We start from the raw sequence: 23,503 nt of genomic DNA, 5'->3' as shown, positions 1-23,503 counted from the left end.
TACTGTTTTTATTATTGGGATAACGTGGTGCGGGTCGCAGGCGTCCATGCCCCATAATCGTTAATGGTCTGATAGCTCATGCTGCTCGCGTGGCTGAAGGTTTCCGCCAGCGTCACGCTGGCCTTCGGCGGCACCATGACGGGCTTCACCGGCCTGCCGTCGATTTTCACGTTAATGGTGGTGAGGTAGTACGGCGTCGGGTTGGTAAGCGTGACCTTCCCCGCACGATACGCACCGGCCAGCTTTTTCCAGCCATCACCAACGCCTTCAGCCAGCCCTTCCGGGCGATAAAAAACCTTGATGCGGTTGGCCGACGCAAATTGCAGCGAGTTGCCGGAGCCGTTTTTTACCTGCTGTGGGATAGCTTTAACCGTCATCCAGTAAAGCGTTTCGCGATCGGCAGGCAGGGCGTTGCCGTTGAACATAATTTTCACCGCGCTTTCGCTGGCGGGCTTCATGACGTACAGCGGAGGCGTGATGACAAAATCCCGGGTACGGCTGCCTTTTTCGTCCTCCATCCACGACTGGATCAGGAACGTGGCGTCAGGATGGGTATTTCTCACCTGCAGCATTGTCTGCGTTGCCGCGCCGGAGTAGACCAGTCGCGTTGCGCCTAATCCCACGCCGCCGGCATACGCGGCGGTTGAACATAACGTTCCAGCCAGGCAAATCCATGTGTTTACGCGCATAGTGCGTCTCCTGAAAGCTGAGTCAGGCCCGGCCAGCAGGCCGGGCCTGAAGGTCACGAATAGGTAACGGTGTAGGTGGCGACAGCGCTGGCATCACCCGCCGTGGCTCCGCCCTGCGGGGAGTAATACTTCGCGCTGAAGTTCAGGGTGTTTTCTCCTTTACGCAGCGGGATCGCGGCCGCGGGCTCACCCAGCCTCACCACGTTGCCCTGTTCGTCATAAAGTCGAATAGCGACATGCTGCGCCGAGCCGGCACCGCCGTTTATCCCTGCCGCCAGGCTATTGGTATCCGTGGTGTCCGGCGTACCGGTAAAGGTGACGGCCACGGTCGTTGCGGCAATCGGGTTTTCTGGCGTGGAGGCTGAGGTATCGGCGATTTCACAGTCTTCCAGCGTGATGGAGAAGGCCTTCGCGGTACTGGCTTCGCTGCCTGCCGCAGCAAGCGTTGCGGTACGCACTTCACCCATGTCGACGTCAATATTGGCGCTACCGGCGCTGATGGCACAGGCAGAGGTCACCACTTTCCCGCTAAAGTTAACCGTGCCGCCGCTGGTGGTGGCGGCAAGTGCAGAGCCTGCTGGCAGCAGGGCGGCGATGGTTAATGCCAGCAGAGAGGTGCGTGTCATACGTGCTTTCATTTCACTATTCCTTCATTTTTTTTATTACGAGATTTGCTCTGAAAGCGGCAGGTCTAACTGGTTAAAAAGACCAGCAAATCTGTCTTATTCCTGAGCCCGAGTTTTCGTATCGCTGAGCTTTTTAAGGCGCTCACCCGGCGATATGAAAGTTTCTCCAGTTCTGCGATGTAACGTATATCCAGTCCGTTCCTGAGTTCCTTTAATACCCTCCTTTCTCCTGGCGTCAGCGATAACGCCGCTGGCTGCTTTTGCGGTCGATAATGTTTATCCACCATCTTTGCTAACTTGCTTCGCCACTGATAAACCGTGTTTTGTAGCGAGATATAGGCATCAATATTTTCCCGGACCCATAACAGCGAATGGGCAGACGTTGAATACAGGCAGATAATCACGTCGGGATGCATGGCCTTAATTTTTTTTAAATATTTCAGCGAACCATATCCCGTATGGTATTTCTCTGCGCCGGATATAAATAAGATATCGAGGCGCGTCAGCGACAGCACGTTATCAAGCTGCTCATAACCCCCTTCGATGATATTGATTTGAAGATCGTTATTAATGCTTCTTAATAGCGTTTTAATACCGTTTCTTGCATAACGATCGCCGCCCATCAAGGCAATAGTAATATGCTGTGTTGTCTGGGTTGTATCCGTCATATTATTCCCTCGATTTATAATAGTAATCAGGCGAATTATTTGCCGTGTTATCGCCAGTATTCTCGAAGCAATGACGCATTGCATAGTGTAGGCCTACTATACGACGGCCAATAAAGAGGTAATCTGAATTAATCTAAATTTGTATTAATTGCTACGATCGAGGCCGGTTACGACGTTTCCTCTGATTGGCCTAATTCCGCTTTGCTTTCTGTAAATTATGATAACCGCTGTTTTTCATGAAAATTTAGCTTTGATAAATGTTTTGTAAGGGTTTTGTCTGCTGGTGTCAGTGCGGGTGTGAAGTTACTGACGGGGCATAACAATTTACGAGCGTTATCATCGGTAAAAACTGATGCATTGATGCACAAAATATAGGCGGATAAGCGCAAAATGGTTGATAGTTAAGAGGTTAAGAAAAGATGAGGTTTCACGTTTCTGAATATTTTGGACATGCTTGTCCGCGGCGTACAATCTTTTTTTGTGTATGTTTTTGTCAATGTCAAGGGTGTCTGGAACGGTTCAGGAGGAGGGATCATGATTAACGAGTAATTTACTGATTCAGGATAATTCGGGAGGCGAAATGTCGCTTCATAAAAGTTCAGAAAACAGGGGCATGGCTTATGTCTCAACCCCGTAAGCCGCATCGTGCAAGGGCTGCGTTCTTATGCAGGTTCAGTGAAGCTGCAGGAGGGTAATATGAATTAAGATTTTTCGCCAATTGCTGAGATATACAGCCTGCCGTTTATCGTTCACATTAAACACGACGAGGTTGTCTTCTCAGTCATACGGTGATTCAGGTTCACTATGCGTTAACCGGAGAATTCATACAGCCCCTATGCATAAGCATTACATAATTAATAATATCGTCGAATTTCATCCTGCGGCCAGCACGTTACGTGATATCAACAATCCTGACCGTGTGGTTGTGTTAAATTCGCCAGCAGGCCGGTGCCTGCTGTTATTAATCGACAGAGCGGGGTCGATTGTTACTCAACAGGAATTCCTTGATATTGTCTGGCAAAGCCGTGGCATGCTCGTCTCTCCCAATACCTATTACCAGAACATTTCAATTCTGCGCAAAGGGTTAAAAAAGATTGGTTTTGAAACCGATCCTATCGTCACGATCCCCCGTATTGGGTTGACGCTGGCAAGCGATACGCAGATCGTCATCAGAGAACCTTTGCCCGGCGCGGCTCCGGCAGCAGATGAAAAGTGTCCTGAGGTACTCGAGCCCGAGGAACCGTCAGCGCCTTCTCTGGAGGCAGCGGAGCCAGCAGCCCCCGTCTCTGTGAAGCCTACCCGCTGGCCGGCTGTGGTTCTGGGAATGCTGCTTATCATACTGGCCGGTGCAGGCGTGACGGGCTATATGAGCGCAACGGAAAACCGCTTTGTTGAGGATTACCATTTTGCGGCCTCCATCGGAGCCTGTCGCGTCTATCTGGCGAACGATATTCAGACTCAGAACGAGCGCGCCTCTGCGCTGGCTTACGTGGAACCCTTTAAGGCTGACTGCGCGCAGTACCCGTGGGTTTATATCAGCTGGTACGCGCTGCTTCCCCGCGCTTCCGTAATTCGCTGCGATCGGCCTATGAAGGAACCCAACCGCTGTATATCTGATTATTTTCTTAAGGACAGCTAGCATGACTCGTATTAAGCAGATGCTGTACATCCTCGCGACCTGCCTCGTTACGTTGGGGGTAATGACGGGCTATTACCTGTGGCACCGATCCTACGTCCACCCTTTTACATGCCAGGCGAACCTGTTTCAGCACCATCCGGATGAGACGTTAGGGGTCTGGCTGAACTATACCTTCGACGGCAAATTCGGCACCCTGAGCATGAACGCCCGGTCGCAGAACGATCCGAATAAAATTATCGATCGGAAAATTTCATTTCAGGTGGAGCGAAAGGATCACCTGTATTTGCTGACGTCAGATAAGAATATGATCTTCCCGGATGATAATGTCGAAGATAGCTGGCTGGAAGAATATTTACCGCAATTTTTCGTCTATCCGGGGAAAAGTATTTATATGCGCATCAATGAACAACATAACGGTAACTATATCTTTACCTTAGGAACATTGCCGACATATGTGTGTCGGGGTTCAAAAAAAGAATGATAGCCGTAAAAAAAGACTATAAATTCTCCCACACTCATTTATGCTTAATTTAAAATTATAGAATTATCTTAAGAATATAAAATGCGACATATTGTGTTGCGATAATGTAATTAATTTTAAATTTGGCAAGTAAATGAAAAACATATTTGATCCAGCCGGCAGCGGAAAATCAGCGCCGGGAAAACCGCTTCATATTGGGTTGATACTGTGGCCTCGCTATTCACTCCTGGCAGTTTCGGGATTGCTGGAGGCGCTGCGTTATGCCGAGAAAGCGCAGGATAAAATAGCATTCAGAATCAGTCTGATAAGCGAATTCCCCGACATCCCCATCCCCAGCAATGCGGGGATAATCATGAGGCCTGACTCCCCCCATGCACCACCCGAACGATTTAACTATATTGCGGTGATTGGCGGTGAACTACAGTATCTGGACTTAGGCTATCGGGGGGATAAAGCGTATCTGGCGCATGCCCACCATGCCGGAGTGCCGCTCATTGGCATTGGCACCGGCAGTTTTGTGCTGGCGCAGGAAGGGTTACTCAACGAACGAAGAGCCTCGATACATCCTTTTCATCTGGATACATTCCGGCAGTCTTTCCCACAGGTATATGCCGAGCAGGGATTTGATTTCATTGATGATGGCGATGTGCTGACCTGCCCGGGCGGCATTTCGACCCTTACGCTTGCCACGGAGCTCATCCGCGCGCATGCCGGAAAAGAGCTCGCCAGCACCACCTGTCAGCGTTTGTCGCTCGTACCACATGAAATGGCCACGCCCCGCCCGGCAAACATTGCCCTGATACCGGACTCGCGGCTGCGTCGCGCCGTTATGCTAATTGAACAGTTTCTGACCCGGCCCCTGACCACCGCCGGGCTGGCCAGCGAAGTGGCCTTAAGCGAGCGCCAGCTCAACCGGCTCTTCAACGCCGAGTTTGGTAAAACGACCCGTGAGTTTATCCGCAGCGCCAGGCTACGGTATGCCTGCTGGCTGCTTAAGAACTCACAGCAAAGCGTTACCGAGATTGCAGAACGGATGGGGTTCAGCGACTGTGCGCACTTTATTCGCCATTTCCAGACAGAGTACGGCTGTACGCCTGGCGTATGGCGCACGTCGCAGAGCTGAATTTCTTACATGGATGTAAAATGTGGCATATGTGGTTGCACCAATGACTGCGGATACCATCGCGCTAGAGATGAAACGCTACTCGCTTGCCAGTGGGAAGTTCCACGTTAATGGAAAGTTTTCCGCCCATCGCTTCGATGTAACGCTTAAGCGTAGCAATCTTCAGATCGTTTCCACGTTGCTCCAGCTGTGTTACCGCAGGCTGACTTACGCCCATAAGATCGGCGACATGTTTTTGCGAAAGCTGGAGCTCTTCACGCAGAAGTTGCAGACCGGTTTCGAGGAACATTTCCTCTGCCATCTCCTGAATGCGCTGTTGGCTTTCCGGTGAGCGTGACGCAATAACTTCATTTAAGGTTTTCACTTGGATGCCTCCAGGCTTGTCAGATGAAGAGTGAATTCAGCATCCGCAATGCGAATCAGTTTTCCATAAAAGGCTTTGTCGTTACGCTTATCGCCCGCGCAAAGCACAATGGCCTGACGTACAGGATCAAACGCGAAGAACGCACGAACCGGGCGACCGGCATATTGAATACGTAACTCTTTCATATTCTTATATTGTGAGCCCTTAACGGTATCTGCATAGGGACGAGGAAGACGAGGTCCATAATTCTGTAGATTTAACAGGTCTGCCAGTACCTTTTCCTGCAACCCATCTTCCTGTTCAAGCAACCATTGCTCGAATACCTTACTAAACACTACGGTCCACATGTTTTCATCCATGATAAGCTGTAGCTTATAAAAAGAATATAAGCTGTAGTTAATAAATGCAATAGCTGCGCGTTGCAGCCAGGCCATAAGTGGCAGGAGTATGACAAAGATGGGATATCAAACGGATGGTGCAACAGAGAAACTGCGAGGCGCTTTCCAGCATTTCTTCGAAATAAACATTTAGGGCGGATGATCTGAGTGGGAGATTCTTTAGGCACTTGTTATCCATAACTAAGCCATTTACCAGGTACTCCTGAAGCGCCTGGCCTAACCGATAGCGAGGAAGCCGGGAAGGCAATAGTGAAATGTGTTGCGATTGACCTTCTTGCTGAACCTGTAAGTAAGCCTTACAAGTTGCTTTTTTATTCAAGTTCACCCTCTTCATAAATTGCTTTGATATGCTGAGTTATGGCTTGCGGTGTGACCTGAAAAGAACCGCTCTGGCTGCTTGCGACAGCCAGAGTGTTTCATGTTTAAAGCGACATGTAATGCGAACCGTTCCGTCATCACAGGTAAACATAACAAATCACCTGTCGGAGATTGGATTATGTCTTATCAGCCATGTCGCCTCCATATCTTAAACGCCTATTGCACAAGACGGTTTGCGCGCCAGAAACAGCCGCTAAGCCAGGTGGTTTGTATTTGATTTTGCGAGGCGCTTTCCAGCATGTGGAATTTGGATCGCTGCAAGCGCATCCTCTATCTCAACGAGCTTTGCCTTCGTACGTTTATAATCGTCCTGCAACCTCTGCTCCTGCTCGTTATACGCCACCAGAACGATGCATCCTTTCATGACTTTTATCGTGACCTGCTGTCCGGTATCAAAACCTGCAGCGCGTAGCCATTTGCCGGAAAGGATGATTTTCGGCGTGGATTTGTCGAAAACATTCGGGCGGTATCCCACAATTAGCGAACGCTCGGTTCCGGATTGGTCTGTGTCTGAGGTAGAATGCGAATCAGCCATAATCAACTCCTTGATAGTTGGTGAGGTTAGACGCTCCGGCTGTGTTCCCGCACATCGGGGCGTTGCTAGTAGAGGAGGTTTAGGTGGCCTCCTATGTGACACAGAGTAGATGGATAGGTGGCCTCATGTCAATCATATCGCGCGAAAAAAAACCAAAAGGCGGCGGGCAGTCTCCGCAGTTTAAGATGCGAATTGATCCGGCATTGAAGGAGCAGTTGGATGCTGTGGCGGCTGAGGAAGGGGTGAGTCTCGCCAGCTGGTTGAAGGAACTGGCGAGGGAGGCTCTGAGGCAAAAGGGAGTAACTCCAAAAGGATAAAATAAGATAAAATTTTGAAAAGTATCAAGCGCAATAGTCCTAATTACAACTTTTTATAGTATTGTAATAGCTTGTCATGCCTTTCTAAATCAACGCTTTTAATAAATGCTAAAATGCCAAGAATAATTGCTTTGCTATTAGGATCACCTTTCTTAGAAAGATGGAATATTTTATTTCTATAAGAGTTATAACTGTTCTGACCGATACCCAATTTAGGGGTTGCTATAATTCCAGTTATTTCTCTTCGGGAGCGCGGCCCAGAAAGCATTTCTTTATTTTTGTTTACTGAGTAACCCTCCTCACTAATGATTAACTTAACAACGGTCCAAGCTTTTTTTATAACACTAAGTTTATTACCTGATATTGATATATCATCTGCATATCTGGTATAGGTAAGCGCATGTCTATCACAATATTTCCCAATTCGCTGATCCATCCTCAAAGAAACAAGATTTGATAAGCAAGGAGAAGAGGGAGCACCTTGTGGTAGATAGCCGTTTAAAGTACATATAGATGTTAAATGGAAAGCTATTTTCTTGGAGTAACCAGCGGCTCTAAAAATAGAGTAAACATAGCTGGCTTTAATGCTAGGGAAAAAATCCTTTATATCCAACTTTAGAATATATTGATTTCCGGTATGCGGCTGAACGTTTTGTTTTAATGATATGCCTGATATAAAACCAGTGGCATATGGTGATGATTGCAGTTTTTCGAGAATATTACGCAATATCCATCGTTGTAAAGCTTTTAACTGTCGATTTGGGCTATCAATTGGCCTATAACCACCAGTTTTTTTTGGTACCTTGATATGACAATAGTATCGAGAGTTATCGGTTAAATATTGCGAAAGCAATGCATGTGGCAGTCGTGTCTTAACGGAAAGATCTTCAATGCTTTGTAAGATTGGTAAGGAAAGTAACCTTTGAGTATATAAGCTTTGAGAGTGTTTGGCCAAAATAAGCTCCAAATTAATAAAGCGTAAATGGTGCTAACTCCTAACGGCTAAGGAGAGCCAGGCAGGGCTTAAAAACCCTGGCGCACAGGGTTTTTAAGCCCTGATTGGCTCGTAATGCGCACGAGGCGCCAAAACCACTGGGGGTGGGTTTGGCGAATCGATCGCATTACCATGTTACAGCTAAATTGTAGGACTAGAGGTAATGCTTCTCTATCCTCTGGAACGTCACACCGCATTTAAGGCCTTGCGCATATGATTAGTTCCCGCTTAGGAGTTAGCTTAGTCATTATTCTATAAACAGAAATGAATGTCTACCCCTAAGGAGACAATTGTTTATTCATTATGCTAACTCTTAAGCTACTTATTTCATTTAATGCATAATATTTATTTTGTATGTCCAAAAAACCACGGCTGGTAATTGAGAATTCATCACCAATCTTCTCGATAAATAAAGATCTTATAAGTGAATGTATGGCCGCTTTACATCCAATGACCTCTTGATTGGTTAGTTTTCTTTTGGAAAGTATTAATGCCATTAGTTTATGGATAGCATTCATAGATAAGCTATCGAAAAGATAGATTAATAATAATATATGGTTTTGATACAATAGAATATTATTTATTGATTTAGATTTTCTTCCTGATGGGATCATTTTTTTTACAGTCTTCAATATCGAAGATGTATGCTCAATTTTTTGATTATCAAATTTACTTTGTATGTCTAATATTTTTCCTTTATAAGATCTGACAAGTCTGATTGGTCCATGGTTAATGAAGCTTTTATCGCTTTTATATTTTTTAGGCCTCAACACGAGCATTTTTTCTGCTAATTCTTTTTGCGTTGAAAAAGCGCCAAGTTCTGCGAAAGAACCAGGGCTTTCTGGGATTAGGATTATTAAGTCTACTGCTTCAGCTAATTGTTGTTCTAAAGATAATAAGCTATTGCTTGCTTGTCCCTCCAATAGATCTTCAAAAAGATCTTCGGGATATGCCAGCTGATAATTAGTTTTTTGTTCTAGTAATTGAGATATTTTAAAGCGAAAGCTTTCTTTATCCGATTTATCTTTCCCACAAATAAAGATAACTTTTTTTGTATCATTAATACCATTTGTAATAATGTTTATGATGGAGTCAATATATTTTCTTAAATCTTTATCTGAAAATGATTCTATATTTATAGGCATGTGTACGGACATTTTTTTCGTCTTCATGTAATCAGCCAATAAATTTATTCTGCCATAAAAAAAAGCTTGTGTATATTTTCTATGAGTGAAAACAGGGATTAAATAAGCTGAAATGCCAAAATGCACTGATTCATTTTTGGCGGAAGATCACAGGAGTCGAACCTGCCCGGGAACGCTGGCGTCCCCAACTGGATTTGAAGTCCAGCCACCTCACCGGAGATGACGATCTTCCGCGCCTCGATTGCTACATGGAGGCGGGGCGCATTATAGCTACTTTCAGACATTTACCACATACCCCACACCACTTTTTTCACCTCTCTTTTGACCTGAATCCCCCTGTTTCAGTTAATTCTTAAGAAAATCCTCAGGTTAGCATTTCGTGCTCATCAACTTTTATCCCGATCACAAAAAACAAGAAACGTAATCTGCTAACCAGAAAACGCAATACTCGCATCTGAAACAATGGTTTAAAACCAAAGCAACCGGTCTCAGCGCCCCCTACAGCGTGAAGGATAAGAAGATGAGCGAAGTATTGTCAGTAAAAGAGAAGATTGGCTACGGCATGGGAGACGCCGCCAGCCATATCATTTTTGATAACGTCATGCTGTACATGATGTTTTTTTACACCGATATTTTCGGCATTCCCGCCGGGTTTGTCGGCACCATGTTCCTGCTGGCGCGTGCGCTGGACGCAATCTCCGACCCCTGCATGGGGCTGATTGCCGATCGCACCCGCAGCCACTGGGGCAAGTTCCGCCCGTGGATTTTGTTCGGCGCTATCCCGTTCGGCATCGTCTGCGTGCTGGCCTACACCACGCCGGACCTCAGCCTCAACGGCAAAATGGTTTACGCCGCCATTACCTACACGCTGCTGACCCTGCTCTACACCGTGGTCAATATCCCTTACTGCGCGCTGGGCGGGGTGATCACCAACGACCCGACGCAGCGCATCTCCCTGCAATCCTGGCGCTTTGTGCTGGCGACGGCGGGCGGCATGCTCTCCACGGTGCTGATGATGCCGCTGGTAAATCTGATCGGCGGAGACGATAAAGCGTTCGGCTTCCAGGGCGGGATCGCCGTGCTGTCGGTGGTCGCGTTCCTGATGCTGGCGTTCTGCTTCTTCACCACCAAAGAGCGCATCCAGGTACCGCCGAGCACCACCTCCATGCGTGAAGACCTGCGCGACATCTGGCACAACGACCAGTGGCGCATCGTCGGCGTGCTGACCATCCTCAATATCCTCGCCGTCTGCGTGCGCGGCGGCGCGATGATGTACTACTGCACCTGGATAATGGGCTCGCCGGAGGTGTTCGTCGCGTTCCTCACCACCTACTGCGTCGGCAACCTGATCGGCTCCGCGCTGGCGAAACCGCTCACCGACTGGAAGTGCAAGGTCAGCATCTTCTGGTGGACCAACGCCGCGCTGGCCGTGGTCAGCGTTGCGATGTTCTTTGTGCCGATGCATGCCACGGTGCTGATGTTCGCCTTTATTTTCGTTATCGGCGTGCTGCACCAGCTGGTGACGCCAATCCAGTGGGTGATGATGTCCGATACCGTCGACTACGGCGAATGGACCAACGGCAAACGCCTGACCGGCATCAGCTTCGCGGGCACGCTGTTCGTGCTGAAGCTCGGCCTCGCGCTGGGCGGCGCGACAATCGGCTGGATGCTGGCCGGCGGCGGCTACGACGCGGCAGCCAGTACGCAGAACAGCACGACCATCAGCATCATTATCGGCCTGTTTACGCTGGCGCCGGCGATCTGCTACGTGCTGAGCGCCATTATCGCCAAACGCTACTACACGCTTAAAACCCCCTTCCTGACCAAAATCCTGAGCGAGCTGGCACACGGTGCGCGCCGCAATCAGCAGGAGTTTGAAAACCTGCCGACCGGCAAAGAATTACAGAACTAAGAGGACGAAAGCATGAAAATCAGTGATGGAAACTGGCTTATTCAACCGGGGCTGAACGTGACGTATCCGGTTCAGGTGTTCGACGTGGAGCGGCAGGGCAATGACCTGGTGGCGTATGTCGCCCCGCGCGACGTGCGCGAACGTACCTGGCAGCTCGACACGTTGATGTTCACGGTGCGCCTGTTTGCTCCGCAGGAAGGCATTGTCGGGGTGCGCATCGAGCACTTCCAGGGCGCGCTGAACAACGGCCCGCACTATCCGCTCAACGTGCTGAAGAACGTAGAGGTAGAGATTGAAAACAACGCCGATTTTGCCGAACTGAAAAGCGGCAGCGTCAGCGTGCGCGTTACCAAAGGCGAGTTCTGGGCGCTGGATTTCCTGCGCAACGGCCAGCGCATAACCGGCAGCCAGCTGAAAAACAACGGTTACGTGCAGGATACCAATACCGATCGCAATTACGTATTTGAGCGTCTGGATCTGGGCGTGGGGGAGACGGTTTACGGCCTGGGCGAGCGCTTTACCGCCCTGGTGCGCAACGGCCAGACGGTAGATACCTGGAACCGCGACGGCGGCACCAGCACCGAGCAGTCCTACAAAAACATCCCGTTCTACCTGACCAACCGCGGCTACGGCGTGCTGGTCAATCATCCGGAAAACGTCTCGTTTGAAGTCGGCTCCGAGAAAGTCTCCAAAGTGCAGTTCAGCGTGGAAGGGGAATATCTCGAGTATTTCGTGATCGACGGTCCGACGCCGAAAGAGGTGCTGAACCGCTATACCCGCTTCACCGGGCGTCCGGCGCTGCCGCCGGCGTGGTCGTTCGGCCTGTGGCTGACTACCTCGTTCACCACCAACTACGACGAAGCGACGGTAAACAGCTTTATCGACGGCATGGCCGAGCGCGACCTGCCGCTACACGTTTTCCACTTCGACTGCTTCTGGATGAAGGCCTTCCAGTGGTGCGACTTCGAGTGGGACCCGGCGACCTTCCCGGACCCGGAAGGCATGATCCGCCGCCTGAAGGAGAAAGGGCTGAAGGTCTGCGTGTGGATTAACCCGTATATCGGCCAGAAATCGCCGGTATTTCAGGAGCTGAAGGCGAAGGGCTACCTGCTTAAGCGGCCGGACGGCTCCCTGTGGCAGTGGGACAAATGGCAGCCTGGGCTCGCGATTTACGACTTCACCAACCCGGAAGCGTGCCGGTGGTATGCCGATAAGCTGAAGGGCCTGGTAGATATCGGCGTTGACTGCTTCAAAACCGACTTTGGCGAGCGGATCCCGACCGATGTCCGATGGTTCGACGGGGCCGATCCGCAGAAGATGCATAACCATTACGCCTACATCTACAACGAACTGGTGTGGAACGTGCTGAAAGAGACGGTGGGCGAAGAGGAGGCGGTGCTGTTTGCCCGCTCCGCGTCCGTGGGGGGCGCAGCAGTTCCCGGTGCACTGGGGCGGGGACTGCTACGCCAACTACGAATCCATGGCGGAAAGCCTGCGCGGCGGGCTGTCGATTGGCCTGTCCGGCTTCGGGTTCTGGAGTCACGATATCGGCGGATTCGAAAACACCGCCCCGGCGCACGTCTACAAACGCTGGTGCGCGTTCGGGCTGCTCTCCAGCCACAGCCGCCTGCACGGCAGCAAATCCTACCGGGTGCCGTGGGCGTACGATGACGAGTCCTGCGACGTGGTGCGCTACTTCACGCAGCTGAAATGCCGGATGATGCCTTACCTGTACCGTCAGGCGGCGCTGGCTCGCGAGTGCGGCACGCCGATGCTGCGGGCGATGATGCTGGAGTTCCCGGACGATCCGGCGTGCGATTACCTCGACCGGCAGTACATGCTGGGGGATTCCGTGATGGTGGCGCCGGTGTTCTCCGAGGCGGGCGACGTGCAGTTCTATCTGCCGGAAGGCCGCTGGACGCACCTGTGGCATAACGACGACGTTGAGGGCAACCGCTGGCATAAGCAGCAGCACGATTTCCAGAGCCTGCCGGTGTATGTGCGCGACAACACGCTGCTGGCGCTGGGCAACAATAGCCAGAAACCGGACTACGCGTGGAACGAGGGGACGGCCTTCCAGCTGTTTAACCTGAGCGATGGCGCAACGGCGGTAAGCGAAGTGCCTGCGGCGGACGGTTCGGTGGTATTTACGCTGAAGGCGTCACGCCAGGGCGACACCGTGACCCTTACCGGTGCGGGTGAAGCGCGGAACTGGTCGGTATGCTTGCGCAACGTGCAGAAGGTAGGCGGCGTGAAGGGCGGAACGCACGCGGGCAGCGAGTGGGGCGTGGTGGTGAAAGCGGAGGGGGATGAGGTGGTGGTGCACCTTTAATTCCCCCTCACCCTAACCCTCTCCCCAAAGGGGCGAGGGAATGGTTTGCTCCCTCTCCCTTTCAGGGAGAGGGCTGGGGTGAGGGTAGTGTCGATACCACACCACCCGTCATCGTCTGCTGCACCTGCTGTTTATCCATATTTACCGCGCTCAGCTTGCCGTTCACCGTTGGCTTCAGGGGCGCATTCGCCTGCACGCTACCGCTGGCAGTCAACTGAATATTACCGTCACCCGCAATCGGCAGGGCTGGCCAGCCCCACTGCTGCAACACGCTGAGCGGCACGCCGCGCCCGTTCAGGCTAACGGTGGTCTGCCGCTGCGGCAGCTGTGAAACCGTGGCGGTCGCCTCCAGGATCCCTTTCTCGGTAAACGCGCTCAGGTCAGTAATATTCACCGTCGCGGCGTTGGCGTTCAGCGCGAGCGACGGGCGGCGCACATCGACGCGGTTAAAGGTTGCCGCCGCGCCGTTCAGGGTCGCACTGCCGCCCCATACGCCCCACTTACGGTCTTTCGCCAGCTGCAGGTTGGCGCCGTAACCGTCGAGAGAGGTGATCTGCCACGGGAAAGCAGGATCGATGTCGATCACCAGATTGCGGCTCAGGCCGAATTTTTTCAGCGTCACGCTGTTCAGCCACGCCGGCAGCGGATCCATCCACAACGTTTTCCAGTTTTCCGGAAGCGTATACTCCAGCCCGGCAACGGCGACATCATCCAGCACCAGGGCTTTACCCTCGCGCAGCCAGTTACCGGACGTGCGCACCATACCGCCTTCCCAGCGGGAGGTGAACTGGCGCAGCGCCATACCCTGCGGGGAAAATTCCGCATTCATAATCGGGTCGTACAGGTGCAGCGAGCCGTAGATAAATTCGCTGGCGTTCATGGATAAGCGACCCTCCTGGCTTTGCCAGTCGCCTTTGCTCAGCGTCAGGTTGCGCAGGCTCAAATCCAGGTCGGTCACCGCCCAGTCTGGCCCCTGCAGGCGGGCATCGGTCACGTCCAGCCGCCCGATCCGTAACGAAGGCAGCGTGGCGAGAGGGGCGAAGAAATCCAGCAGCGGTTTATCGCTTTGCAGGCGGATCTCGTTCAGACGCAGGGTATTAATTACCCAGCTGCCGTCGGCGTTACGCAGGGCCGAGCCCGTAAGCGAGCCGCGCGCCATATCGGCACCGATAGTGTTCAGCGCCACCTCATTACCGTTGAGTTGCCCCTGGATCAGCACGTTGTTGGCCGGTATGCCGTTGAGGGTGAGCGAGCCGGCGCTCATCTGGATTTGCGCCTTTTTCCCCAGCACGTTCCCCGCCTCTGGCTGCCACGGGCTGACGCCGCCAGTGACCTTTTGCGCACTCAGATCCCACGCCGTATTCGGGCTGTTAAAGGCCATGTTGTTGAGCTGCAGACGGTCGGCCTGGAACGGCAGCGGTGCAGTCTGCGGCGATAAATTCAGCGTGCCATCAGACAGGGCGATGGTGTCCATATGCAGCGGGTCGGTGATTTGACGGCTGCTTAAGCCAATGTCCACCGTTTTGGCGACCAGCGTGGCCGGTTGGCCATCGCGTCCGAAGGTGACGTTCTCCAGAAGGACGTGGGAAGGAGATGAAAACCGGTGATCCATCTGGTCGAAGCTGAGCTCGTAATCGGTATTCTCCGTGATCCAGCTGCTAGCCTGCGACGCGCCCCAGCGGGTCTGGAGCAGAAAATAGAAGGCGAGCACTACAATAAGCAGGGCTACCAGAAGATAGATGAGCAGCTTTCCAATAAATTTCATGGTCTTCCCTCCCGCGAAACGCATATAGAGGAGTTATGCACGATTTATGCGCAATGCTCAAGGCGGGAATGGTGTAAAGAGATGTCACGGCAGGCATTGACAGTCTGCCGTGAGGAGGATCAGTTCTTTTCAGGCGGGAATACGAGGTTCAGCACGATAGCCGTGATGCCGCCCGCGGCAATGCCGGAGGAGAGCAGGTTCTTCACCCAGTCCGGGGCAAACTGCAGAATCAGTGGCTGCTGGGACACGCCAAGACCCACGGCGAGAGACAGCGCGATAATCATGATTGCGCGGCGGTTCAGCGGCTCGCGTGAAACGATACGCACGCCGGAGGCGGCGATGGTGCCAAACATGACCAGCGTCGCGCCGCCCAGGACCGGCTCAGGGATGTGCTGCACGAATCCGCTCACCGCCGGGAACAGGCCGAGAACGACCAGCATCAGCGCCACCACGAAGCCAACGTAGCGGCTGGCGACGCCGGTCAGCTGGATCACGCCGTTGTTCTGGCCGAAGCAGGAGTTCGGGAAGGTGTTGAACACCGCAGAGACGAAGGAGTTCAGGCCGTTCGCCAGCACGCCGCCTTTCAGGCGTTTCATATACAGCGGGCCAGACACCGGCTGCTCGGAAACGTCGGAGGTGGCAGTGATATCGCCAATGGTCTCCAGCGAGGTGATCATAAAGACCAGCATCAGCGGCAGCAGCAGGCTCCAGTCAATGCCCAGGCCGTAATAGAGCGGGGTAGGGACGGTTATCAGCGCCGCGTTCGCTGGCGCGGTGTTTTCAGGCAACATGCCCAGCGCCCATGCGAGCAGGTAACCGGCCGCCATGGCGATCACCAGCGACGCAACGCGCAGGTAAGGGTTACGCTGGCGGTTAAGCAGAATAATGATCGCCAGCACGACGCCAGCCAGCAGCAGGTTTTTCGGGGCGCCAAAGGTATGGTCGCTCATTGCCGCGTAGCCGCCTCCGATGGAGGTCAGGCCCACCTGAATCAGCGACAGGCCGATAATCATCACCACCACGCCGGAGACCAGCGGGGTGATCACGCGGCGCGCCAGGTGCAGCACGCGGGAAATAATCATCTCTGTGCAGCTTGCCAGCATCAGGGTGCCGAACAGCGCTGCCATCATCGTCGGGACATCTGCGCCGCCGGTTTTCAGTGCCGTACCGCCCATGATCAGCGGCGCCACGAAGTTGAAGCTGGTGCCCTGAATCGACAATAAACCCGAACCCACCGGACCCCATGCTTTAATTTGAATAATGGAGGCCACGCCGGAAGCGAACAGAGACATACTGATGATATGTTGCGTATCCTGTGCCGGTAATCCCAGCGCCTGACAAATCAGCAGAGCAGGCGTGATGACCGCAACGAACATCGCCAGCAGGTGCTGGCAGGCGGCAAACAGGGTTTGTGGCAGCGGGGGACGATCTTCAAGGCGGTAAATCAGTTCGCTGTTTTGCTTCTGCGCAATCGGTTGCGCATCAGAAGACTCCAGAGTATTAACAGACATCGGCGGCAATCCCACGGTGGAAAAGCGGGCATTTTATCTGACCACCTGGTAAAAGCAAACGATTGCCAGCAAAAAAAAGAGAGAAAATCTGCCGGTGTGAGCAGGTTTTCTACAACGCAGAGGGAAAAAAAATTACACTTTTCGCGCCGGTGGCTCATGACGAGCATAACCCGGCCCAGGATAACGCCGCGTGTGTATGGAATACGCGCATAACAGGAGCCTCTTATGATTCATCTCGATACGTTGTCGACCCTTGTTGCCGCAACGCTGGTTCTTCTGCTTGGTCGCAAGCTGGTACACAGTGTTTCCTTTCTGAAAAAGTACACCATTCCTGAACCTGTCGCCGGTGGGTTGCTGGTGGCGCTGGCCCTGCTGGTGCTGAAAAAAAGCATGGGCTGGGAAATCGATTTTGACATGTCCCTTAAAGATCCGCTGATGCTGTCCTTCTTTGCCACTATCGGCCTGAACGCCAACCTGGCGAGCCTGCGCTCGGGCGGCAAGGTGCTGGGCGTGTTCCTGATTGTCGTGGTTGGGCTGCTGCTGATGCAAAACGCCATCGGCATCGGTATGGCGTCTTTGCTGGGGCTGGATCCGCTGATGGGTCTGCTGGCGGGCTCAATCACCCTGTCAGGCGGCCACGGTACGGGGGCGGCGTGGAGCAAACTGTTTATCGAACGCTATGGCTTTGAAAACGCGACGGAAGTGGCGATGGCCTGCGCGACCTTTGGTCTGGTGCTTGGCGGCCTGATTGGCGGCCCGGTAGCGCGTTACCTGGTGAAGCACTCCACCACGCCGGAAGGCAGACCGGATGATGAAATGGTGCCAACGGCATTCGAAAAACCGGACGTTGGCCGCAGCATCACCTCGCTGGTGATGATTGAAACCATCGCCATGATTGCGATCTGCCTCACCGTGGGCAAAATCGTTGCGCAATGGCTGGCGGGAACGGCCTTCGAGTTGCCAACGTTCGTTTGCGTGCTGTTTATCGGGGTGATCCTGAGCAACGGTCTGGCGCAGATGGGCTTCTACCGCGTCTTTGAACGCGCGGTGTCCGTGCTGGGTAACGTCAGTCTGTCGCTGTTCCTGGCGATGGCGCTGATGAGCCTCAAGCTGTGGGAGCTGGCGTCGCTGGCGCTGCCGATGGTGGCGATTCTGGCGGTTCAGGCCGTGTTTATGGCGCTGTATGCCATCTTTGTCACCTGGCGCATGATGGGCAAAAACTATGATGCGGCGGTACTGGCAGCGGGTCACTGTGGGTTTGGGCTGGGGGCAACGCCTACGGCCATCGCCAACATGCAGGCGATCACTGAACGATTCGGCCCGTCGCACATGGCGTTTCTGGTGGTTCCGATGGTTGGCGCGTTCTTCATTGATATCGTCAACGCGCTGGTCATCAAGCTATACCTGATGCTGCCGATGTTTGGCTGATCGTCAGGCGTTGGAATACCGTTCGGTTTCCGGCATCCAGCGCTCGATTAACGCTGCCGCCTGTTCGGGGTAGCGTTCATGAATATGGCGCGCCAGGCGTTGAACCTCGGGGATCATGGCCTGATCGCGCAGCAAATCTGCCACTTTAAACTCGGCATTACCCGTCTGACGCGTGCCCAGCAGTTCGCCCGGGCCGCGGATCTCCAGATCTTTTTGCGCAATCACGAAGCCGTCGTTGCTGTCGCGTAATACCTGCAAACGCATCTGCGCGGTTTTCGACAGCGGCGCTTTGTAGAGCAGCACGCAGTGGGAGGCGATCGCGCCACGCCCCACGCGGCCCCGCAGCTGGTGGAGCTGCGCCAGGCCCAGACGCTCCGGGTTCTCGATAATCATCAGGCTGGAGTTTGGCACGTCCACACCTACCTCGATGACCGTTGTCGCAACAAGTAAATGCAGCTCGCCCTGCTTGAACGACTGCATTACCGCCTGCTTCTCGGCGGGCTTCATGCGGCCGTGAACGAGTCCGACGTTCAGCTCCGGCAGGGCGAGCTTTAGCTCTTCCCACGTGGCTTCGGCAGCCTGCGCTTCCAGAAGCTCAGACTCTTCAATCAGGGTGCAGACCCAGTACGCCTGACGGCCTTCCTGGGTGCAGGCGTTGCGCACCCGGTCAATGATGTCGCTGCGGCGCGTGTCCGGTATGGCGACCGTGGTCACCGGCGTACGGCCCGGCGGCAGTTCATCGATGGTGGAGGTATCCAGATCGGCGTAGGCCGTCATTGCCAGGGTGCGCGGGATAGGCGTGGCGGTCATGATCAGCTGATGCGGGTGGAAGCCCTGCTGCAAACCTTTCTCCCACAGCGCCAGACGCTGATGCACGCCAAAGCGGTGTTGCTCGTCGATAATGACCAGCGCCAGGCCGTTAAACTGCACCTGTTCCTGGAAAATGGCGTGCGTACCGACAATCATCTGCACCTGCCCGCTGGCTATCGCCTCCTGCTGCGCAAGGCGCGCTTTGCCCTTCTGTTTCCCGGCCAGCCAGCCCACCTCGATGCCCAGCGGCGCGAACCAACTGCGGAAATTACTGGCGTGCTGCTCGGCCAGCAGCTCAGTCGGTGCCATCAGCGCCACCTGCCTGCCGTGGGCGATGGCGCGTAGCGCGGCCAGCGCTGCAACCAGCGTTTTACCGGAACCCACGTCGCCCTGCACCAGGCGCATCATCGGCACGTCGAGCGCCATATCGCGTTCAATCTCGGCGGTAACCCGCGCCTGTGCGCCGGTGGGTTTAAACGGGAGTGAGGCCAGCAGCTTATCTTTGAGTTCATCACGCTGGCCTAAAGGCTGAGCGTGGAAACGCTGCGCACCGGCGCGCAGTGCCAGCATGCTCAGGTTATGAGCCAGTAACTCCTCAAGGATAAGACGCCGCTGTGCGGGGTGTTTACCGCTTTCTAAGTCTGTGAGCTGAAGCGTCGGCGGCGGACGGTGCAGGGTGCGCAGCGCTTCCGGCAGGCTCATCATGCCTTGCGCCAGCTCCGGGGGCAGCAGCTCGGAAATGGCGCAGGTATCGAGCAGCTCCAGCGCCTGGTCGGTGAGCTTGCGCAACGTTGCCTGCTTAACGCCCTCGGTGGTCGGATAAACCGGCGTGAGCGTTTCCTGTAGCTCAGGCGAGCTGAGATCGCCCTGTATGCGGTATTCCGGGTGGATCATCTCCGCACCGTATTTACCACGTTTGGCTTCACCGTACGCGAGCACGCGTCGGCCTGCGGCAAGGCTGTTTTTCATCGCCGCGCTGAAGTTGAAAAAGCGCATGGTGAGAATGCCGGTCCCGTCGCTGATCTGACAGGTCATCATCCTGCGTCCACCAAAGGTGATATTGCAGTTCAGCACTTCGCCTTCAACGGTGGCGTAAATAGCGGGCAGCAGATCGCCAATTTTATAAAGCTGGGTACGATCTTCGTAACGCAGGGGGAGGTGGAGCAGGAGATCCTGCACGGTATGCAGGCCAATCTTCGCCAGTTTGCTGCTTTGTGCCGCGCCCACGCCCGTCAGGCTGTTGAGCGGGATGGCGTCCAGCAGGCGGCCTTTCATGGTTTACCCGGCGTACTGCATGGTAGACCACCACTCGGCATCGGCTTCAATTTCGCCCTGCGCGTTGACGTGGGGGTAAGGCAATTTTTTCTGCTTCGCAACGCGAGCCAGCACCGGATAGCCACCTTCAAACAGCAGGCGCTGCTGTTCATCTTCCGGCAGCATGCTGTTGCTGCGCTCGTACATGCCGGCGTTCTGACGCTGGCGCTGTGCTTCATACAGAATAAGCGCAGAGGCGACCGACACGTTCAGTGACTGGACCATGCCGATCATCGGGATGATGATGTCCCGATCTGCCAAATCCAGCGCTTCCTGGGTGATCCCCGTTTTCTCCTGACCCATCAAAATGCAGGTCGGGCGAGTGTAGTCGATCTCACGGAAATCTACGGCTTTGTCGGAGAGGTTGGTTGCCAGAACCTGCATGCCGCGCCCCTTCAGGTGCGAGACCGCTTCACCAATGGTCTGGTGAGTTTTCACGGATACCCAGCTGTTACTGCCTGCGGCAGTCGAGGCCATGGTGCGCATGCGTGCGCCCGGCCAGACGGCGTGTACTTCATGTACGCCGACGGCATCTGCGGTGCGAACGATAGCAGAGACGTTATGAGGTTTATGGACCTGCTCCATGCAGACCGTCAGATCAGGCTGACGCCTGGCGAGCATTTCGCAGATTCGCTCGTAACGTTTTGAATTCATAATGCTAGTTTCGGTTACGGGTGACTTTAATGACGTCCGGCATTACGCGGATCTTGCGCATAATATTCGCCAGATGCACGCGGTCACGGGCGGTCAGGCGAATAAAGGCGCTGTAAACGCGGCCGTCTTTCTCTTCCGTATTCAGGCTCTGAATATTGGACGAGGCCGTGTTGATCGCTGCCGTCAGGTTTGCCAGTGCGCCCTGGTGGTTGAACATATCCACCTTGATTTCGGTGATAAATTCCTGCGCCGTCTCTTTATCCCACTCGACCGCCATGAACTTCTCTGGCTCTTTCTGGTAGCCACGGATGTTACGGCAGGATTCGTGGTGGATCACCAGCCCTTTACCCGGGCTGACGTGCGCAATAATCGGGTCGCCAGGGATCGGACGGCAGCATTTGGCGAAGGTAATCAGCACCCCGTCAGCGCCTTTGATCGGCAGATGGCCATGATTTTGCGCGGTGGCAGGAACGGCTGTCGTTTCGCCTTGTTGCAGGTTCTTGGCCACCACCACGCTCATGGCGTTGCCGAGGCCGATCTCTGCCAGCAGGTCATCCAGCGAGGCGAGCTTCATGCGCTCCAGCTCATGCTGAATATTCTCTGGCGGGATCTCAGCCAGCTTGCGGCTGCCACCCAGGGCGTGGTTAAGCAGACGACGCCCCAGGCTGACGGAGTCGTCGCGCTTGAGGTTTTTCAGCAGCTGGCGGATTTTCGCACGCGCTTTAGAGCTCACGACAAAGTTCAGCCAGGCTGCGTTAGGACGGGCGCCCGGCGCGGTGATGATCTCTACCGTTTGCCCGCTGAAGAGCGGCTGAGACAGCGGATAAGGCTGCCTGTCGACGCGGGCACCCACGCAGGCATGGCCGATATCGGTATGTACGGCGTAAGCGAAGTCGACCGGTGTCGCACCCGCAGGCAGTTCGACAATGCGCCCTTCAGGTGTGAAAACGTAAATCTCATCCGGGAAGAGATCGGATTTAACGCTCTCGATAAATTCAAACGAGCTGCCTGCGCTTTGCTGTAGCTCCAGCAGGCTCTGCATCCAGCGCTGAGCGCGGATTTGCGCAGTAGTGCTGCTTTCGCCACCGTGCTCTTTATAAGCCCAGTGTGCCGCGACACCCATCTCCGCCATCTGATCCATGTCTTCGGTACGAATTTGCACCTCAACCGGAACGCCGTGCGGGCCAATCATCGAGGTGTGCAAAGACTGATATCCGTTCGCTTTTGGAATGGCGATGTAATCTTTGACGCGCCCCGGACGTGGCTTGTACAGGCTATGCATCTGCCCCAGCACGCGGTAGCAGGTGTCCGAGTCGTGGACGATTACGCGGAATGCGTAAATATCCATGATCGAGTGAAAACGCTGCTCTTTGAGCACCATTTTACAGTAGATAGAGTACAAATGCTTTTCGCGACCGCTGACGCGGCACGGAATGCCGGCTTCCTGCAAGCGCCCTTCGATTTCAGAGAGGATTTTTTGAATCATCTCTTTACGGTTACCTCGTGCGGCTTTCACCACCTCTTTAATCACGCGATAGCGGTTTGGGTATAACGCTTCAAAACCCAGCTCTTCCAGCTCGGTTTTAATGTGGTGAATACCTAAACGGTGCGCCAGCGGACTGTAGATTTCGAGGGTTTCACGGGCGATGCGGCGACGTTTATCCGGGCGAAGTGAGCCCAGCGTGCGCATGTTGTGGGTACGGTCAGCGAGCTTGATGAGAATGACGCGGATATCCTGCACCATCGCCATGATCATCTTGCGAAAGTTTTCGGCTTGCGCCTCTTTCTTGTCGCGGAATTTCAGCTTATCAAGCTTAGAGACCCCCTCCACCAGCTCGGCAACGCTTTTGCCAAACAGCTGTTCCATATCCTGGTAGGTGGCAGGGGTATCTTCGATCACGTCATGCAGCAGGGCGGCCATCAGCGTTTCGTAGTCGAGTTTCATCTCGGCCAGAATGCATGCCACCGCCACCGGGTGCGTGATGTAGGGTTCACCGCTTGAACGTGTCTGGCCCTCGTGAGCGTCACGTGCAACGAGATACGCCTGCTGAAGACGCTTAATCTGGTCTTCAGGCAGGTAGGTTTGAATCAGTTGATTCAGGCTTTCAAACAGATACAAGGGCGACCCGCAGGTTTAATTAACGACGACCTTCAGCAATGGCGGTTACGGCCTGCAGTTCTGCGGCTTCCTGCTCTTGCTGCTCCTGGCGCTCACGCACGTCGAGGATCTGGTTGTTGATCAGACCTTCTTCGATTTCGCGAAGTGCAATAACGGTGGTTTTATCGTTTTCTTCCGGTACCAGCGGATCTTTACCGCCTACCTGCATCTGACGAGCGCGACGCGCGGCGACCAGTACCAGGTCAAAACGGTTACCAATTTTCTCTACAGCGTCCTGAACAGTTACGCGTGCCATACTTAA

General features: G+C 53.8%; 20 protein-coding genes, 1 tRNA gene and 2 pseudogenes. 7 read left to right on the top strand and 16 right to left on the bottom strand.

Annotation, left to right across the window (positions count from 1 at the left end; translation table 11 throughout):
• Positions 1-11: 11 nt before the first annotated feature.
• From HWQ14_RS04615 to HWQ14_RS04605, 3 genes are read right to left on the bottom strand one after another with little or no spacing between them, the layout of a single operon-like run.
• Complete coding sequence (locus HWQ14_RS04615) at positions 12-689, bottom strand: fimbrial biogenesis chaperone (protein WP_176609083.1); 678 nt, start codon at positions 687-689, stop codon at positions 12-14.
• 53 nt (positions 690-742) lie between these two features.
• Positions 743-1,327, bottom strand: coding sequence for a fimbrial protein (locus tag HWQ14_RS04610; RefSeq protein WP_176609082.1), 585 nt, complete (start codon positions 1,325-1,327; stop codon positions 743-745).
• Between the two features lie 53 nt (positions 1,328-1,380).
• Entirely contained in the window at positions 1,381-1,983 is a 603-nt protein-coding gene (locus tag HWQ14_RS04605; RefSeq protein WP_176609081.1) for a helix-turn-helix domain-containing protein, read from the bottom strand.
• A gap of 835 nt (positions 1,984-2,818) precedes the next feature.
• Here HWQ14_RS04605 and HWQ14_RS04600 point away from each other — a divergent pair.
• From HWQ14_RS04600 to HWQ14_RS04590, 3 genes are all read left to right on the top strand, one after another.
• Entirely contained in the window at positions 2,819-3,622 is an 804-nt protein-coding gene (locus tag HWQ14_RS04600) for a winged helix-turn-helix domain-containing protein (protein ID WP_176609080.1), read from the top strand.
• 1 nt (position 3,623) lies between these two features.
• Positions 3,624-4,103 carry a hypothetical protein gene (locus HWQ14_RS04595; RefSeq protein ID WP_176609079.1) on the top strand — a complete coding sequence of 160 codons (480 nt, stop codon included), beginning with the start codon at positions 3,624-3,626 and terminating at the stop codon, positions 4,101-4,103.
• Between the two features lie 352 nt (positions 4,104-4,455).
• The gene (locus HWQ14_RS04590) at positions 4,456-5,226 is read left to right on the top strand and encodes a GlxA family transcriptional regulator (protein ID WP_242174346.1); all 771 of its coding nucleotides are present in this window, start codon (positions 4,456-4,458) and stop codon (positions 5,224-5,226) included.
• Positions 5,227-5,290: 64 nt separating this feature from the next.
• Here the strand turns inward: HWQ14_RS04590 and HWQ14_RS04585 are convergent, their stop codons facing one another.
• The 4 genes and pseudogenes from HWQ14_RS04585 to HWQ14_RS04575 all read right to left on the bottom strand — a co-directional run bounded on the left by HWQ14_RS04585 (position 5,291) and on the right by HWQ14_RS04575 (position 6,901).
• Positions 5,291-5,590 carry a helix-turn-helix domain-containing protein gene (locus HWQ14_RS04585; protein WP_045335986.1) on the bottom strand — a complete coding sequence of 100 codons (300 nt, stop codon included), beginning with the start codon at positions 5,588-5,590 and terminating at the stop codon, positions 5,291-5,293.
• A complete protein-coding gene (locus HWQ14_RS04580) occupies positions 5,587-5,937 on the bottom strand; it encodes a type II toxin-antitoxin system RelE/ParE family toxin (RefSeq protein WP_176611153.1) in 351 nt (116 codons plus the stop codon). The genes HWQ14_RS04585 and HWQ14_RS04580 overlap by 4 nt, the downstream gene beginning before the upstream one ends.
• 154 nt (positions 5,938-6,091) lie before the next feature.
• A pseudogene (locus HWQ14_RS23480) lies at positions 6,092-6,500 on the bottom strand (hydroxyacid dehydrogenase); the annotation flags it as partial.
• 59 nt (positions 6,501-6,559) lie between these two features.
• Positions 6,560-6,901, bottom strand: a complete 342-nt coding sequence (locus HWQ14_RS04575; RefSeq protein ID WP_176609078.1) for a SymE family type I addiction module toxin — start codon at positions 6,899-6,901, stop codon at positions 6,560-6,562.
• Between the two features lie 125 nt (positions 6,902-7,026).
• Here HWQ14_RS04575 and HWQ14_RS04570 point away from each other — a divergent pair, with 125 nt between their 5' ends.
• Entirely contained in the window at positions 7,027-7,218 is a 192-nt protein-coding gene (locus tag HWQ14_RS04570; protein WP_045631216.1) for a toxin-antitoxin system HicB family antitoxin, read from the top strand.
• A gap of 43 nt (positions 7,219-7,261) precedes the next feature.
• Here HWQ14_RS04570 and HWQ14_RS04565 read toward each other — a convergent pair whose 3' ends face one another.
• The 3 genes from HWQ14_RS04565 to HWQ14_RS04555 all read right to left on the bottom strand — a co-directional run bounded on the left by HWQ14_RS04565 (position 7,262) and on the right by HWQ14_RS04555 (position 9,589).
• On the bottom strand, positions 7,262-8,173 hold the full coding sequence (locus tag HWQ14_RS04565) for a retron St85 family RNA-directed DNA polymerase (RefSeq protein WP_176609077.1): 912 nt from the start codon (positions 8,171-8,173) through the stop codon (positions 7,262-7,264).
• Positions 8,174-8,490: 317 nt separating this feature from the next.
• Positions 8,491-9,483, bottom strand: a complete 993-nt coding sequence (locus tag HWQ14_RS04560; RefSeq protein WP_245166438.1) for a retron St85 family effector protein — start codon at positions 9,481-9,483, stop codon at positions 8,491-8,493.
• 11 nt (positions 9,484-9,494) lie between these two features.
• Positions 9,495-9,589, bottom strand: a tRNA-Sec gene (locus tag HWQ14_RS04555).
• Between the two features lie 288 nt (positions 9,590-9,877).
• Between HWQ14_RS04555 and HWQ14_RS04550 the strand changes: the two genes are divergently transcribed.
• Positions 9,878-11,269, top strand: coding sequence for a glycoside-pentoside-hexuronide family transporter (locus tag HWQ14_RS04550; RefSeq protein WP_176609076.1), 1,392 nt, complete (start codon positions 9,878-9,880; stop codon positions 11,267-11,269).
• Between the two features lie 12 nt (positions 11,270-11,281).
• Positions 11,282-13,601: pseudogene (gene yicI, locus HWQ14_RS04545) on the top strand (alpha-xylosidase).
• 61 nt (positions 13,602-13,662) lie between these two features.
• Here the strand turns inward: yicI and HWQ14_RS04540 are convergent.
• Together HWQ14_RS04540 and xanP are read right to left on the bottom strand one after the other, a co-directional pair.
• Positions 13,663-15,366 carry an AsmA family protein gene (locus HWQ14_RS04540; protein ID WP_176609075.1) on the bottom strand — a complete coding sequence of 568 codons (1,704 nt, stop codon included), beginning with the start codon at positions 15,364-15,366 and terminating at the stop codon, positions 13,663-13,665.
• A gap of 119 nt (positions 15,367-15,485) precedes the next feature.
• Positions 15,486-16,877, bottom strand: a complete 1,392-nt coding sequence (gene xanP / locus HWQ14_RS04535) for a xanthine/proton symporter XanP (protein WP_176609074.1) — start codon at positions 16,875-16,877, stop codon at positions 15,486-15,488.
• A 225-nt stretch (positions 16,878-17,102) separates the two neighbouring features.
• Between xanP and gltS the strand changes: the two genes are divergently transcribed.
• Positions 17,103-18,305, top strand: coding sequence for a sodium/glutamate symporter (gene gltS / locus HWQ14_RS04530; RefSeq protein WP_176609073.1), 1,203 nt, complete (start codon positions 17,103-17,105; stop codon positions 18,303-18,305).
• Between the two features lie 3 nt (positions 18,306-18,308).
• On the opposite strand, the gene recG is transcribed toward gltS, so the two are convergent.
• Genes recG through rpoZ form a run of 4 tightly spaced genes read right to left on the bottom strand, consistent with a single transcriptional unit; the run spans position 18,309 to position 23,497 of the window.
• Positions 18,309-20,390 (bottom strand): ATP-dependent DNA helicase RecG, encoded by a 2,082-nt coding sequence (gene recG / locus HWQ14_RS04525; RefSeq protein ID WP_176609072.1) that lies wholly within the window; start codon positions 20,388-20,390, stop codon positions 18,309-18,311.
• A 3-nt stretch (positions 20,391-20,393) separates the two neighbouring features.
• The gene (trmH, locus tag HWQ14_RS04520; protein WP_148420440.1) at positions 20,394-21,083 is read right to left on the bottom strand and encodes a tRNA (guanosine(18)-2'-O)-methyltransferase TrmH; all 690 of its coding nucleotides are present in this window, start codon (positions 21,081-21,083) and stop codon (positions 20,394-20,396) included.
• A gap of 4 nt (positions 21,084-21,087) precedes the next feature.
• A complete protein-coding gene (spoT, locus tag HWQ14_RS04515; protein WP_148420441.1) occupies positions 21,088-23,202 on the bottom strand; it encodes a bifunctional GTP diphosphokinase/guanosine-3',5'-bis pyrophosphate 3'-pyrophosphohydrolase in 2,115 nt (704 codons plus the stop codon).
• A 19-nt stretch (positions 23,203-23,221) separates the two neighbouring features.
• A complete protein-coding gene (gene rpoZ, locus HWQ14_RS04510; protein WP_000135058.1) occupies positions 23,222-23,497 on the bottom strand; it encodes a DNA-directed RNA polymerase subunit omega in 276 nt (91 codons plus the stop codon).
• Positions 23,498-23,503: the final 6 nt, after the last annotated feature.

It is taken from the genome of Enterobacter cloacae (genome assembly GCF_013375935.1).
GTDB classification, from domain to species: Bacteria; Pseudomonadota; Gammaproteobacteria; order Enterobacterales; family Enterobacteriaceae; genus Enterobacter; species Enterobacter pasteurii.
This window is presented reverse-complemented; position numbering and strand designations above follow the sequence as displayed.

What these genes read in the sequence shown, in the direction of transcription:
- HWQ14_RS04600 (WP_176609080.1), top strand. Translation starts at nt 2,819, where the DNA reads ATGCATAAGCATTACATAATTAATAATATCGTCGAATTTCATCCTGCG.
- HWQ14_RS04605 (WP_176609081.1), bottom strand. Translation starts at nt 1,983, where the DNA reads ATGACGGATACAACCCAGACAACACAGCATATTACTATTGCCTTGATG.
- HWQ14_RS04570 (WP_045631216.1), top strand. Translation starts at nt 7,027, where the DNA reads ATGTCAATCATATCGCGCGAAAAAAAACCAAAAGGCGGCGGGCAGTCT.
- rpoZ (WP_000135058.1), bottom strand. Translation starts at nt 23,497, where the DNA reads ATGGCACGCGTAACTGTTCAGGACGCTGTAGAGAAAATTGGTAACCGT.
- recG (WP_176609072.1), bottom strand. Translation starts at nt 20,390, where the DNA reads ATGAAAGGCCGCCTGCTGGACGCCATCCCGCTCAACAGCCTGACGGGC.
- HWQ14_RS04590 (WP_242174346.1), top strand. Translation starts at nt 4,456, where the DNA reads ATGAGGCCTGACTCCCCCCATGCACCACCCGAACGATTTAACTATATT.
- trmH (WP_148420440.1), bottom strand. Translation starts at nt 21,083, where the DNA reads ATGAATTCAAAACGTTACGAGCGAATCTGCGAAATGCTCGCCAGGCGT.
- xanP (WP_176609074.1), bottom strand. Translation starts at nt 16,877, where the DNA reads ATGTCTGTTAATACTCTGGAGTCTTCTGATGCGCAACCGATTGCGCAG.
- HWQ14_RS04550 (WP_176609076.1), top strand. Translation starts at nt 9,878, where the DNA reads ATGAGCGAAGTATTGTCAGTAAAAGAGAAGATTGGCTACGGCATGGGA.
- HWQ14_RS04595 (WP_176609079.1), top strand. Translation starts at nt 3,624, where the DNA reads ATGACTCGTATTAAGCAGATGCTGTACATCCTCGCGACCTGCCTCGTT.
- gltS (WP_176609073.1), top strand. Translation starts at nt 17,103, where the DNA reads ATGATTCATCTCGATACGTTGTCGACCCTTGTTGCCGCAACGCTGGTT.
- HWQ14_RS04610 (WP_176609082.1), bottom strand. Translation starts at nt 1,327, where the DNA reads ATGAAAGCACGTATGACACGCACCTCTCTGCTGGCATTAACCATCGCC.
- HWQ14_RS04580 (WP_176611153.1), bottom strand. Translation starts at nt 5,937, where the DNA reads ATGTGGACCGTAGTGTTTAGTAAGGTATTCGAGCAATGGTTGCTTGAA.
- HWQ14_RS04615 (WP_176609083.1), bottom strand. Translation starts at nt 689, where the DNA reads ATGCGCGTAAACACATGGATTTGCCTGGCTGGAACGTTATGTTCAACC.
- HWQ14_RS04540 (WP_176609075.1), bottom strand. Translation starts at nt 15,366, where the DNA reads ATGAAATTTATTGGAAAGCTGCTCATCTATCTTCTGGTAGCCCTGCTT.
- HWQ14_RS04575 (WP_176609078.1), bottom strand. Translation starts at nt 6,901, where the DNA reads ATGGCTGATTCGCATTCTACCTCAGACACAGACCAATCCGGAACCGAG.